The 13,285-nt window shown below is 60.9% G+C and carries 13 protein-coding genes; 6 read left to right on the top strand and 7 right to left on the bottom strand.

Annotated features, from left to right (window positions below; genetic code table 11):
- The first annotated feature begins 1 nt into the window (after position 1).
- Together IPM54_03220 and IPM54_03215 are read left to right on the top strand one after the other, a co-directional pair.
- Positions 2-934 carry a tetratricopeptide repeat protein gene (locus tag IPM54_03220; protein MBK9258829.1) on the top strand — a complete coding sequence of 311 codons (933 nt, stop codon included), beginning with the start codon at positions 2-4 and terminating at the stop codon, positions 932-934.
- A gap of 17 nt (positions 935-951) precedes the next feature.
- Complete coding sequence (locus IPM54_03215; protein MBK9258828.1) at positions 952-1,257, top strand: hypothetical protein; 306 nt, start codon at positions 952-954, stop codon at positions 1,255-1,257.
- 14 nt (positions 1,258-1,271) lie between these two features.
- Here IPM54_03215 and IPM54_03210 read toward each other — a convergent pair whose 3' ends face one another.
- The 4 genes from IPM54_03210 to IPM54_03195 all read right to left on the bottom strand — a co-directional run bounded on the left by IPM54_03210 (position 1,272) and on the right by IPM54_03195 (position 3,779).
- Positions 1,272-1,724, bottom strand: coding sequence for a biopolymer transporter ExbD (locus tag IPM54_03210; GenBank protein ID MBK9258827.1), 453 nt, complete (start codon positions 1,722-1,724; stop codon positions 1,272-1,274).
- Positions 1,725-1,743: 19 nt separating this feature from the next.
- Positions 1,744-2,157, bottom strand: a complete 414-nt coding sequence (locus IPM54_03205) for a biopolymer transporter ExbD (GenBank protein ID MBK9258826.1) — start codon at positions 2,155-2,157, stop codon at positions 1,744-1,746.
- Positions 2,158-2,235: 78 nt separating this feature from the next.
- Entirely contained in the window at positions 2,236-2,943 is a 708-nt protein-coding gene (locus IPM54_03200) for a MotA/TolQ/ExbB proton channel family protein (protein MBK9258825.1), read from the bottom strand.
- Positions 2,944-3,032: 89 nt separating this feature from the next.
- A complete protein-coding gene (locus tag IPM54_03195; protein MBK9258824.1) occupies positions 3,033-3,779 on the bottom strand; it encodes an energy transducer TonB in 747 nt (248 codons plus the stop codon).
- Between the two features lie 382 nt (positions 3,780-4,161).
- Here IPM54_03195 and IPM54_03190 point away from each other — a divergent pair, with 382 nt between their 5' ends.
- Positions 4,162-7,341 carry a TonB-dependent receptor gene (locus IPM54_03190; GenBank protein MBK9258823.1) on the top strand — a complete coding sequence of 1,060 codons (3,180 nt, stop codon included), beginning with the start codon at positions 4,162-4,164 and terminating at the stop codon, positions 7,339-7,341.
- A 30-nt stretch (positions 7,342-7,371) separates the two neighbouring features.
- Positions 7,372-8,451, top strand: coding sequence for a hypothetical protein (locus IPM54_03185; GenBank protein ID MBK9258822.1), 1,080 nt, complete (start codon positions 7,372-7,374; stop codon positions 8,449-8,451).
- Between the two features lie 17 nt (positions 8,452-8,468).
- Here the strand turns inward: IPM54_03185 and IPM54_03180 are convergent, their stop codons facing one another.
- Entirely contained in the window at positions 8,469-9,920 is a 1,452-nt protein-coding gene (locus IPM54_03180) for a thioredoxin family protein (protein MBK9258821.1), read from the bottom strand.
- Between the two features lie 177 nt (positions 9,921-10,097).
- On the opposite strand from IPM54_03180, the gene IPM54_03175 reads away from it, so the two are divergent.
- Entirely contained in the window at positions 10,098-10,496 is a 399-nt protein-coding gene (locus IPM54_03175; protein MBK9258820.1) for a hypothetical protein, read from the top strand.
- Here IPM54_03175 and IPM54_03170 read toward each other — a convergent pair whose 3' ends face one another.
- Both IPM54_03170 and IPM54_03165 read right to left on the bottom strand, forming a co-directional pair.
- Positions 10,497-11,645 (bottom strand): matrixin family metalloprotease, encoded by a 1,149-nt coding sequence (locus IPM54_03170; GenBank protein MBK9258819.1) that lies wholly within the window; start codon positions 11,643-11,645, stop codon positions 10,497-10,499.
- Position 11,646: 1 nt separating this feature from the next.
- Complete coding sequence (locus IPM54_03165) at positions 11,647-12,195, bottom strand: hypothetical protein (GenBank protein ID MBK9258818.1); 549 nt, start codon at positions 12,193-12,195, stop codon at positions 11,647-11,649.
- Between the two features lie 221 nt (positions 12,196-12,416).
- On the opposite strand from IPM54_03165, the gene IPM54_03160 reads away from it, so the two are divergent.
- Positions 12,417-13,277: a hypothetical protein gene (locus IPM54_03160; protein MBK9258817.1), complete on the top strand. Its 861-nt coding sequence runs from the start codon at positions 12,417-12,419 to the stop codon at positions 13,275-13,277.
- The last annotated feature ends 8 nt before the right edge of the window (positions 13,278-13,285 follow it).

Genomic DNA, 13,285 nt, shown 5'->3' with positions numbered 1-13,285 from the left:
GTTGCACTGGTTTCGCTGGCAGGCCGCGCTCGCAGCTATCGCAATCATCGTCGCGGCACCCACGACGGCACGGTCGAGCGACGCTCCTTCGACCGCTGAAATCAACGCAGCGCGTGACCAATTTGCCGAAGGGCGGAAGCTCGAAGAAGCTGGTCGATTTGGCGACGCGCTGGTGCTCTTCCAAGACGTCGCGCGCGTGAAGATGACGCCGCAAGTGCGCTTTCACATCGCGCTCTGCTTGATGCACACGGGCAAGCATGCCGAAGCTCTCGCGAACTTTCGCGTCGCCAAGCAAGAAGCCGGCACATCGGCACCCAACGTCGTCGCCGAATCCAAGGCACACATCGCAACGCTGGAGAAGCAAGTTGCCAGGTTGACTGTGGTCATGCCGGCAAACGATTCGTCCTTCACGATCACGCTCGATGAACGTCCCATCGCTGCCAACGTTACCGTCGATGCGAATCCGGGACGTTACGAGGTCGTGCTTCGCCATGATGGACAAGCTGTCGACAAGCGGCTTGTGACGCTGCAGGTCGGAGAAAGCGTACGTGTTGAGTTTTCGCAGTTACCCGTGCAGCCAAACGGTTGGCGCACGGCAAGCATCGTGGCGTTCAGCGTTGCGGGTGCTGGTGTCATTGGAGCTTCGGTTTTCACGTTTTTGCGTGCCGAACGGCTTGCGACGCTCGAAGCTGCATGTCCGTCGTTTACGGGATGCAGCCGCAGTCTCGAGCCGGTCGTTCGCGACGGCAAAACGTTCTCCGCGACCGTCAACGTATTTGCCGGCGTCGCAGGCGCAGCGGCGGCCACGGGGGTCGTTCTGTACGTGATGTCCCGAAGCTCGTCGTCGGACCGCACGTCGTCGTTCGTCGACGTAGGGGTTATTCCCGCAGTTGGCCTGGGCGGGGGATTTGTCGCGCTGCATGGGAGGTTTTGACGGTGCTCGAGGTGAGCATGCGCCATGCAGCCCTGGGGCTAGCGCTTTGCCTTGCGTGGGCATCGTGCACGTTTCCAAGCGTCGAGTACGAGCCTACGTGTGCGGTTCCGACCTCGTGTCAGAACGACATCACGAGTTGCTCGAAGCAGGCGAACGCCGAGCAAATGATGTGTTTGTCCAAGTGCACGGCGGACTGCGGTGCTTGCGATACGACCTTGGACAAGGCGATGTCGGTATGCGTTGCGGAGTGCGAGAACTGCAGCGCAATCGATGGGTGCATGAATGCAACGGAGAGCTGCAAGGCGCTCTTGGGAGTGCCTTGAGCGGCGGGTAGGAGCTACTTCTTCTCTTCGTCTTCGGGCGGGGTGGTCATCATGCCGAGGACCTTGGCGCCGGCTTGTTTGGCCCCGTCGAATGCAGCGACGAGGCGGCCGTAGTTGGCCTTGTCATCGGAGATGAAGAAGACGACCTTATCGGTGTCTTTCTTGTACCGATCGAGCCTCGCCTTGAGTTTGTCGATGTATTCCTCTTGGGAAACTTCGTCGAAGTTGATGCGCAGTTTGTTGTCTGCACTGATGCGAACGACGAGTTGGTCCGGAGGAACCTCGGTGACGGTATCGACCTTCTCGGTTTCGGGCACGCGTACGTCGAGGTTTTTCTCGAGCAGCGGTGTAACGACCATGAAGATGATCAACATCACGAGCACGATGTCGATGAGGGGCGTGACGTTGATGTCGGAGTTGAGTTGAGAAGCTGGCTTGATGGACAGCTTCCGCATCTTCTTGCTCATCTGATTCGACTCCGCTGCGCTACTTCAACTGTTCGACGCCGAGAGCGACGCTTTTCGCGCCGGCCTTGTGGGTCATGTCCATGAGGTTACGGACGGCACCGACTTCGAGCGCTTCGTCGCCTTTGAGCAGGAGCTTGCGGCCGGGTTTGGCTTCGAGCTCCTTGGTGAGAGCCGGGACGAAGTCGGTTTCGCTGTATTCGGTGCTCTCGATGTAGATCTTCTTCTCTGTCGTGATCGACAAGATGAGCGGATCGTCTTCGGCACCTTTTTCTTCGATTGATCTCGACGGAGGCAGCTTCACGTCCTTGCCACGCTGGAGCATGGGCGTGATGACCATGAAGATGATCAAGAGAACGAGCACGACGTCGACGAGGGGCGTGACGTTGATGTCGCTCTTGAAGCCGCCTTTGTTGCCGCCAACTGCCATTCCCATGGGGACACTTGCTCCGAGTTGGGATGAGCCTTCGGTTTGGCCTGACGAAACATCGACGTTTCGGGGCCGATTGAATCACTACGCAGCGGCCTCTTTTTCGTCGCTTTCTTCGCCGCGGCTGTCGCCGGTTGCGAGGTGACGAGCGACGACGTCGAGAAATTCGTTGGACGATTCGGACATGTCGACCGAGCGATCGTCCGTCCAACCGGACAGGTAGTTGAAGGCCCAGACGGCGGTGATGGCGACGATGAGGCCGACGGCTGTCGTGACGAGAGCTTCGGCGATACCTGCGGACACCGTGCCGAGACCACCGGAGCCGCTGGATGCCATCTTTTGGAAGGCGGTGACGATACCCATGACGGTACCGACGAGGCCGACGAAGGGCGCCGTGGATGCGACGGTGGCGAGGATGCCGTAGCCGCGCTTGAGGGCAACGAGCTCGCGCTGTTGCTGTCGTTCGAGGGCGCGAGCGACGGATTCGAAGCAGAGATCTTTGTCAGCGCTTCGGGTGCCTTTGTATGCAGACAGGCCCGCGCGAATCACGCGGCCGAGATAGCCGATGTCCTTGCCGAACTTGGTGTCTGCAGCGACGTCGAGATCGTCTTTGGTGAGGATGGTGGCGAGCTTGGCAGCGAACTGTTGGGACTGCCCCTTCGACATCAGCGACACGACGAGCCGTTCGCCGAAGACGAGGATCGACGCGAGGCTCATCAGGAGCAACGTGATGACGACCAAGCGGGCGAAAAAGCCCATTTCGTGCCAGAGTCCAGCAAGTGAGAAATCCATGTTCCGGGTCGCGCCTCCCTCGCGCGTTCTCGAAATGACGTTGGGTCGGAGTCGATGTTCCTAGTGCCCGCAAGACGGGCGGGATACATTTAGCCTTTGAAGGTGAACTTGAACGTGAAGTAAACTCGTTGGGGTTTGCCCTCGAAGATCACGGGCGAATACTTTCGCGATGTCAAGATGCGAAGGATGTGTTCATCCGAGTGGGGCAAGCCTTTGATGACGCTGCACCCTTCGACGGAACCGGATTCGGTGATGGTGCAGCGAGCGATGAAGACGCCCGAAACGTGGGCGGCGATCGCTGCGGGGGGCAAGGACAATGCTGGGCCACCCACCTGCGAGGGCTGCGTCATGCCAGCGCCGAAAGGAATGGTGATGTTTTGAGGTGGCGGTGGTGGAGGCGTTGGGCTTCCGACAACACCACCGGGCACGCCGCCGGGAACACCACCGGGAACACCACCGGGAACACCACCGGGCTCACCCTCGCCGCTCTCGGGCGTTTCGGGAGCTTCCGGTTCGGGTTCCTTCTCCGGGGGTTTGTCCTCGGGCTTGGGCTCCTCTTTTGTCTCGACGATCGTGTCCGGCTTCTTGACCGGTCTGGGTTTTTCCACCTTCGGCTTCTTCGCACCTCCTGCTGGAGGAGGTGGCGGTGGCGGAGGTGGCGGTGGAGGTGGTGCGACGAACGTAACTTCGGGTGCGTCGACCTTCACTTCCTTTGGTCTCGTGCTCACCCAGAGGACGAGCAGGATCGCAGCGGCGTGAACAGCCACGGACAGGACGGCGCCTGTGCCGAGGCGACCTTTGGGTATGTTGTCGCGACCTAGAACCGAATCGAACATGATCCTCTAGCCCTGATAGACGAAAACTGGCTGAAGTGCGAGACCCGAAAGTGGTATCGACGCGCCAAATGCAACGTGGGAGTTGGAGAATGACCCCCTAGGGCGGTGGCGGCGGGGTTGTTCTCGGTCTTTCGAGGGTGCGTCGGGGCAGGTTCGAGGAAGAACAAAAAAAGTACACCGAGGCGTAACAGAACTATTGTTCACCGCCGCGACCCGTGCGTATAGTCGGCCGCCATTATCACTACTTGGCCCACGTTTCTGGAGGGATGGAGGGCTCGTGATTCTCAGAGACAGACTAGGCCTGTTGGCCGCGGTGGTACCATCCGTCGTTCTGATCGCATCCAGCTCGGCTTATGCCGCAGATGCTGTGATCACCGGCCAGGTGCGCAACGCGGCAACACAAGCACCAATTCCGGACGTCGTCATCACGGTGACGTCCCCTGCGCTCCAAGGTGAGCAGATCGTCGTGACCGACGCTGGAGGTAACTTCCGCGTCCCACAGATCCCACCTGGCGAAGGATATGCAGTCAGCGCAGACGGGGGGCAGGAGTTCAAGCCCTCTTCTCGCGGTGGCATCAAGTTGACGAGCGGTTCTACCGTTAGAGTCAACATCTTGCTGTTGCCCTTGACGGGTGTCATCAGCGAAGTCGTCGAAGCTCGAGCCCCCGTCGTCGACGTTGGTTCGTCACGTATCGCGACGACGATCGATCAAGAGCTCACACGAAGGCTCGCGGTGAACGCTCCGTCCGGCAAAGGCGGCGCGTCGCGTTCTTTCGAGAGTCTTGCGCAGATCGCCCCTGGCGCAAACGCGGACCAGTACGGCACGTCCGTCAACGGCACGACTTCACCTGAAAACGCCTTCATCATCGACGGCGTTTCCGCGAACGATCCTGCGTTCGGCGTCAACGCCGTGCCGCTCTCGGCAGAGTTCGTCAAGGAAGTCAACATCATTACGGCAGGCTACCTGCCCGAGTACGGTCGCTCGATCGGCGGCGTCATGGACGTCGTCACGAAGAGCGGTTCGAACGAATTCCACGGATCGGTGTTCGGCTCGATCACGCCGGGTGCCTTCGAAGGACAACGCACGCAGATCGCGCGTGAGGGCGGGGTTATCCAGACAAACCCGTCGCTCGGCGCGATTCGCGACTTCGGTTTCGAGATCGGTGGTCCGATCCTGAAGGACAAACTCTGGTTCTTCGCCGGCTTCCAAGTCGCGCTGCAGCGCTACAACTTGGACCGCACGCTGAACAGCTTGAACGCCACGATCGAAGACCGGTTCATGCCGGACCCGGACTTCGCCGGCAAGTGGGTCCCGGGAACCGACGACATACTCGATACCGCCGTTCCGGTGATCGATCCGGAAACCGGTTTCCAGCGCACCACGGCCCTTCCAGGGACGTCGCAGCGCTACTATGCCGATCAGCAGGTGACGCAATACATCGGCAAGCTGACGTGGAACATCAACCAAGATCACAACGTGACCTTGACGGTGTTCGGTGCGCCTTCGACGTCCGGCGGCAACGGCACGTACGGCATCGATTCGCAGGACGGAGGCATCGCAGTCGGTAACCTCGTCGGTCCCTACAGCGCACTCGGCGGAACGCTCAATGCGTTCAATAACAGCGTCGTGTTGAAGAGCTCGTCAGCGTTCATGAACAAGAAGTTCTTGATCGATGCAACGCTCGGCTGGGTCTACAACACGCTCGAAACGGGTGCTGCAGACGGCACGAACGTCGACGACATCGGCAACCCGGCGACGCTCGCAGGTCAGCCCGGTATGTCATGGCGCCGCAACAGCACGGTCCGCGACCCAGCCACGGGCATCTTGCGTGGTCGCCAGTCAATCACCCAGTTCGAAAACCTGCCAGACGCTGCGCGCGCGCAATGCGATCCAACCGGCGACGGTCGTTTCGTCAATGCGATTTGTCCGGTGACTTCGTACCGCACGGGCGGTGCCGGGTTCATGAACATCGGCACGAACAACCGCTACCAAGGTCGCGTGATCGCCACGGGAATTCTCAAGGCGCTTGGCGAGCACACGATCAAGGCTGGTGTGGACTTCGAGGTTCTCACCTATACGAACCGCAAGGGTTATGGCGGCGGCGTGCTGTATCGCGAGAGCGTTGCTGGCACGACGATCGCGGACTTCCGTCACTACGGCTTCCTCGAGGGACCGGATCAAGTCGTCGACATCAACGTCTTCGAATCGACGTCGACATCGACGACGGTCGGTGGGTTTGTCCAGGATAGCTGGAACATCCTCGACCGCGTCACGGTGAACCTCGGCGTGCGGTACGACGCGCAGGTCGTCACGGGCAACGACGGCAACGTCGGTTTGTCCTTGCCGAACCAGTGGTCGCCGCGCATCGGCGCGATCTGGGATCCGACTCGTGAAGGTCGTGCCAAGATCACCGCCAACTTCGCGCGGTTCTACCAGGCCGTCACGCTCAACCTGGTCGATCGTTCGTTCCCCGGCGAGCTCAACACCATCGCGGTGCGCCCGACGGCTACGTGCGATCCGCTCAACCCCGGCCCCGAGTGTCGCGACATCAGCAACTACCTCGGGCTGGGCGGTCCGTACGATGCGAACCAGAAGCACGTGCTCATCGGTGGTGACCGCGTCCCCGTCGATCCGGACATCAAGCCGCAGTCGTCGGATCAGTTCGTCATCGGTGGCGAGTACGAAATCATCACCGACTCGCGCGTCGGCGCTGCGTACACCAAGCAGTGGTTGAACTATGCCGTCGAAGACATGAGCCGCGATGAAGCGACGACGTACTTCATCGGCAACCCCGGCTACGGCATCGCAAAGGACTTCCCGAAGGCAACCCGCGACTATGACTCGTTCATGGTCTACTTCCAGAAGTCCTTCTCGAAGCAGTGGCTCGCCCAGGTCAACTACACGTTGTCGTGGAACCGCGGTAACATCGCCGGCTTGTTCCGGCCGGAAACCGGTCAGCTCGACCCGAACATCAACTCGGACTTCGACCTGATCTCGCTCCTCGACAACCGCACCGGTGACCTCCCGGGCGACCGTCGTCACGTGATCAAGGTGTTCGGCGCGAAGGAATTCACGCTGCCCCACAACGTGACGATCAACCTGGGTCTCGGCTACACTGGTCTCAGTGGCACGCCGCAGAACGTCCTCGGTTCACACCCGATCTACGGTGCTGCCGAGGTGTTCATTCTGCCGCGTGGTACGTTCGACCGGAACCCGTGGCGACACAGTATCGACACGAACATCACGCTGGGCTACCAGTTCAGCAAGACCAACGCCGTCACGCTCGGCGTCGACATCTTCAACCTGTTCAACTTCCAACAGGCCACGGGTTTCGACCAGAACTACACGGCAGCGGATGTGCTTCCCTGCAAAGACTGCTCGAAAGACAACATCCCGAACAAGGATGGCCAGATCGTGTCAGCGGATCCTCAGAACCAGAAGGTTCTGCGGTACACCGACGGATCACCATTCGATCCCGCGGATATCAACCCGAACTGGCAGAACCCGACGTCCTACCAGACGCCGCGGCAAATCCGCATCAACGCTCGGGTGACCTTCTGAGGACCGATGGGAAACGAAAGGAAGAACATCATGAAGCGACGTTTTCATGACGCTCTGCTAGGCATCGTCGGCCTCGCCGGCGTCGCCCTCTTCGCGCTCTCGGGTGCCTCGTGCGAAGGCCCCAAGATGCAATGCGCCGTCGGCCATGGGCCGTTCACGATCGTGTACGGCGAAGTCGTCAGCGGCGACTCCGCCTGCTACGAAAACGCGTACAGGCGATACGGCGCCGCGTGTGCACAGTACGAATTGGATGACAGCTTTCCCGACTGCCCAGGGCTGTCCAAGGTTGAGCATGTCGGCTTCAGCACGTACTTGACGCGCAACGCCGAAAACACAGGCGCCGACTACAACACCCGCAACATTGCCGCCCAGTCATCGACCATGGGCGGGCTCCTCCAGGAGCGCGATGGTGCGGGCACCGATGCCGACGACAAACCCTACGCGCTAGGTGACTACGGGACGTTCCCCGATGAGCAGGACCTCTGCTACACCGGCACGTCCTCGGCACCGCTCTCGACTGCCGAAATGAACGTCGCAGCATTCGACGTTCTCGACGACATGGGCATGGTCGTCGACACCTTGCCCGCCGTCCACTACCGCCAGGAGTGGAAAGACGTTCACTTCTACGTCACCACCGGCGTGCCCGGCACCCAGGTCGTCGGCAACATGAGGTTCGAAGACGTCCAGGCAGGCTGCTCCGTCGAGTACAAGTTCAACGGCGTCTACCCGGCCGTCTTCTGCGGTAATCCGGTCTCGGCTGTGGGCCAAGTCGTCGCGGGAGGACAACGACGGCGATCCCAAGACGCCGGCCGAGCGACAACGACGATGACGATCCCAATACGGCGACCCAACGACAAGGATGAGACCGTAGTCGTCGTTGGTGACGATCGCAACCGGGCCCCGACGAAAACTGCGATCCGAGAGCAGACCCGGCAGCAGGTCGCATCTACGGCTCGGGCATCAACCCCGACTTCCAGACGTACTGCCATCCGGAATACCTGCACTGCGTCCTCAAAGAAGGCACAGCACTCGTCAGGTAACTCGTCCCCTACCCTTCCCCACTCAGCTCCCGCCCCGAACTCGCTTCGCGGCGGGAGCTTCCCATTTTAGGCCCGGACAAACCTTACCTACCGCCCTTTCGGCGCCGGCGATCCTTCCCCAAGCGCTGCTGCAAGCCGCTTCTTTGCAGCCTCGAGCTGCGCCGTGCTGAGCTGCCCCTTCGGAAGCGCTTCATGCCCCGCAATTTCCTCGCGCAACGTCGCAATCTGCCCCTGCTTGTCCCCGAGCCGCGCCTGGATGTCCCCGCGCAAGCGCAAGTACCCGAGACGCCGCGGACCATACGAAAGCGCTACCGCGCGACCATTCGCTGCAAGCGCTGCATCGAGCTTTCCCATGCGCAGCAGCACGTTCGCCAATCGGGCCGGCGGATCGTACGACTTCGGCATCTCCCGCTCGCGAGCTTCGAGCATCCGCATCGCTTCTTCCGCGCGCCCGAGCGCCAAGTACGAGATCGCTCGACCGTAGTCGTACGTTGCTGCGATCTCCGGCGTCTTCGCTTCTCGCGCTGCCTGTTCCATCATCGCCAGCCGCTTTTCATGCGCCACACGCGCTCCGTCCGTATCCCCAACTTCGCTTCTTGCCGACGCCAACATCGCGAGCACGTCTGCGCGGTCGTCCACCGTCGACTCGGGCGGAGGCGATGCAACGAGTGCTTCGATTCGCGCGAGTGCTTTCTTCTTCGCCGCTTCCTGCGTGGCGCTCTTCGCAAGCTTGCCGGCGCACGTGAGCATGATCGATGCGAAGTCCGCCGGCGCCGCGGCCCCCGTGATCTCGTCGATGTGCGCCGTTCCAAAACGTGCGCATCCATCGGGATCGCCGCTCGATGCGAGCGCGTTGAGCTTGCCCGCCAAAGCTTCGCTGCGTCGGGGCCACTTCGCATCCGTTTTCGCAAGGAGCTCGTTGTATAGAGCGAGCGCTTTTTTGGCATCTCCTGCCGCACGCGCATTGCTTGCCCGCGCGAGCAGCAAGAGCGGATCACCAGGCTTGGCGTTGGCATCCATCACATGCAGCGCATCTTCGATGAACGTCTTCATCTCACGCGCCGATGCAGCTCCCGGGAAATACGCAACGACATCCCCGCTGTTCGGATCGATAACGAAGAACGTCGGCCAAAAGCTCATCTTGTAACGCTCGAGAAACGCGCCGCTCGAAGGCCTGTCCGTATCGACCGACGCGAAGACCACGCGATCAGCCAAGGGCTTTAGCGACGGGTCGACGAGCACGTAGTTCTTCATGCTCAAACACGTGTGGCACCAGGGCGCCCACGCATCGACAAAGAGCGCTTTCTTCTCGGTCCGCGCCCGCGCCGTGGCTGCCTCGAGATCGTCCTCGACAAACTCGACCGCTGCGGATGGTGTTGCCGCTGCGGTCGTTTGCTCCGTCTTGGGCTGCGGCATGGCGGCACTCGATGAAGCCGGCGCCGACGAGGAACCTTCGGTCTTGGGGTGTGCGGGTTGTTCGACAGGAGTACACGCGGCGGCAAGGACGAGAGCTGGAAACACGGCGAACAGAGGACGCATGCGGCGCAGTGTACCGCGGCATTGGAGCATCTGCTCGCAGCACGAGCGCGAGATCACGCCCGACCTGACGACGGCATGACGCCTGCGTGACGGCGCGCCGACGACGTTACGCTTGGACGCAGAGTGGATTTGCTTGCGGCAGAGTCTGGTCGCAGGGCCAGCGTGAGGAGGTCGAAGATGCGAACGAGCATGGTCGTGACGATAGGGTTTGTCTTGGCAATCGCAGGGTGTGGGAGCGAAGTAGAAACGGAACCGGCCACGTACGCAGGCGGCGGCGGATCGAATCAGGTTCACACTGGTGCTCTCGAAGCTCCGATCCTGGAAGCCGTCATCCCGATGGCGAAAGTGTTGCGCGTACGGTGGAGCCTTCCTTCGACGTGTGACTCGATCGACGGTGAACGTCGAACCGATGCAATGACGTTCATTCCCGCATTCACGGCGCTGGGTACCGATACGGATTACGTCGATGAAGACGCGAACGAGGATCAGACGTACACGTACCGAGTGCGCTGCATTCGAGGAGACGCGGCATCGGAGTATTCGAACATGCTGGGTGGCAACCCGCAGCTCGAGTGATCAGGAACTGCGGCGCCGTCTGCTGAGCGCCGCGATGACGAGACCAAGGGCGGCGACGGTGCCGAGATGTTCGTCGCTGCCGATGACGGTGCATCCGCACCCGCCGCCATCGGTGAGATTCGGTCCTCCGCCGGCACCGCCCTCGCCTCCGTCGCCCCATCCGCCGCTGGGGTTGTTGCCGCCGGCGCCGGCGGGGCCACCTCCTCCGCATTGCGTGACGCAAGGCTCAGCGCAGATGTTGCAGATGCAATTCGCGTAGGCCGTGTACGGCATGATTCCGTCTTTGAATTGCTCGGAGCATTGCGTGGCGCACGCGTCGTACGCATTGGCGTCGGACGTTGGACAAGCGATGATGCAGTTGTAGAGCCCGAGGCACTGTCCGGTGCAGGCTTTCGTTTGCATCGAGCATTCATTGTTGGCTGCGCTGATTCGACAAGGATCGCAACTCACGCCCCCCGCAGCAGCAGAAACCGTGGTGCCTCCAATGGGGTAAAGCGCGCACACGCCATTGATGTCGTCTTGCTCGATGCTGGCAATATCATTGCCGCCCACGTAGGCGGGCTCCATCGTCGCGCCAGGAGAACTGGTATGCCCGAGGCCCAAGAAATGGCCTTGCTCGTGCGTAGCAATGGATTGCGTGTCGACCGGACTGCCTCCAGAGCACGTAGACCCAGGCATTGCAGGATTGAAATCGAACCAGCAGAATCCCACGTTGTTGAAGACGATGTCGGCATCGAAAATCAATGAATTGCCCATGCCGTCGTTGGACCAGACGGGCAACGTGACGCCAATGACGTTATCGACGGGGCCGAGCTCACCTGGCCAAGTGTCGGGCTTGTTTATCCATAGCAGCACATTTTTGCCATCATTGATGTCGTACGTACTGCCGGGCAAGTCTCCCAAGAGCTCCGTGTCGAAATACGTGCAATCGGGTGCGGCCCATGAGGCGAACCCGTCCACGAGTCGTTTTTCCGCGGTCGCCGCGATATTCGGCGGAAAGCTGGCCTTGTTCACGTAATACTTCACGGGAATGGCCCCCCAGAAAGGATACGGCGGCCCTTCCAAACCCGTCCACGCATTCGATTCTGCGCTCGTCCCGAGAATCGAAACGACGGCAGCAAGTGCGGCTGCGATTCGAGGCTTTTTCATTTTACTTGCCTCCTGCAAACCGCACGATGTCCGTCATGAGCGATTCGACCGGCTCGGGCAATTCGACATGCGCCATTCGCTTGACCTTGCCGTCCTCGTATTTCATGAAAACCATATCGTCGACGTAACGCCGAGCCATTCCTTTGTCGTCGATGTGGTAAACGGACAGTGCCAACCCCGTGAGATAGGTTTTTCCTTTATCGTCACGTCGCAAAAATACCACCGCGTCTTCGCCCGGGCGCAATTGACCATCACCCACGACCTTTTGGGTTTTACCCCTGAACGTTCCCCCGAATTGCTGCACCACGATCGGACCTTGCACTTTGCCCTTCAGCAGCTTGGTGACGACGAGCTCGGTGCGCGTGACGATCATGCGCCCATCGTCCGATTCGGACACGGCCGCTTTCCCTACGCGAACGCGCGCGACGATGTCCGAACGAAGCGTGAGCTCCTCGCGCGTGAGGAAAAGCATCGTCGTCGCCTGCGCGAAAGCGCTGACGCCCAGGAAAACGATGGCCGCAAGGAGTGCCAAAAACTTTTTGAAGCTCATACGAATACCTCCGCGAATTCTCGATCAGCCAAAATAGCTCGATTCAATCTCATGCGAATGTTTACTTCCGAACTTCGCGTGATGTCGGCGGAAGTTTCGTAACGTGTGCTCTGGTGCACGGCCTTACGACAAACCCGCGAATGCTCGCGTTCCGATGCAGTTGGAGATATAAACGGGCCGGTCTGCGGTAAACTCCGCGGACACGAGCGAAAGATCGACCGATGCAGAGCTCTGCTGCAAGCATGCGCTTCGCGCCCGACCCGGCTGCTTCGAGCGGCTATCCGGCGGCGCTCATGTCTCTTTTGGAAGAGATCGAGGCGCTGCCGGACAACGCAACGGGTGGGCTCGTGTTCAAAAACCCCGTGCAAGGTACGCTTCTGCTCGAAAACGGGCGGGTTTGCTGGGCCGCCGCTGCGGGCATGGAGCGTCGGCTCGGAGAGCTCATTCGCGCATATGCCGACGAGCCGCCGGAATCACGGCGCGTCGAGGACGTATACAAGCGCTGCAAGAAAGACTCGGTTCCGGTCGTCAAGGCCCTCATCGACAGCGGCATCGTGTCGTTCGATGGCCTGCGCGAGGTCGTCTACCAACACACCGCTGAGGCGCTCGTTCTGCTTGCGCAAGCGCCGCCGGCCGAGCCGCCGCTGTGGGTGCCTCACAAGCATCAGGGGTACGACGCGAAGTTCACGTTCGAAGCGGCGGAGTTGCTGATTGGCGCTGGAAGCGTCTGCCATCCGGATCTTGCGAGCCGCGCTCGCGTGGACTTCGAGGGCCTCTTGCGATCGGGCGTCTACGCGCTCGCTTATGCTCGTCCGCCGGGAGATGGGGCACCCGTGCCGCTTTATCGGTCACCCGGCTCGTACTTCAAGCTGCGCGACACGATGGCGCTTGGTCGATGGGCATTTTCGGCGCTCGACGTCTGCAACAAGTACAGCGCGCGGGCGAAAATCGCGGCGACGCTCGTCGATCCGGGCGAGTACCTGGTGGCGTGGCATTCCCGAGGGCTCGTAAGCGTTGCGCAGTGCGAAGACTCGATGAGCTTCGCGTTCATCGTGGGTAAACGCGCTCGCGCCACATCGTGACGCAATCC

Source organism: Polyangiaceae bacterium, from assembly GCA_016715885.1.
Classification (GTDB): domain Bacteria; phylum Myxococcota_A; class Polyangia; order Polyangiales; family Polyangiaceae; genus Polyangium.
This window is presented reverse-complemented; position numbering and strand designations above follow the sequence as displayed.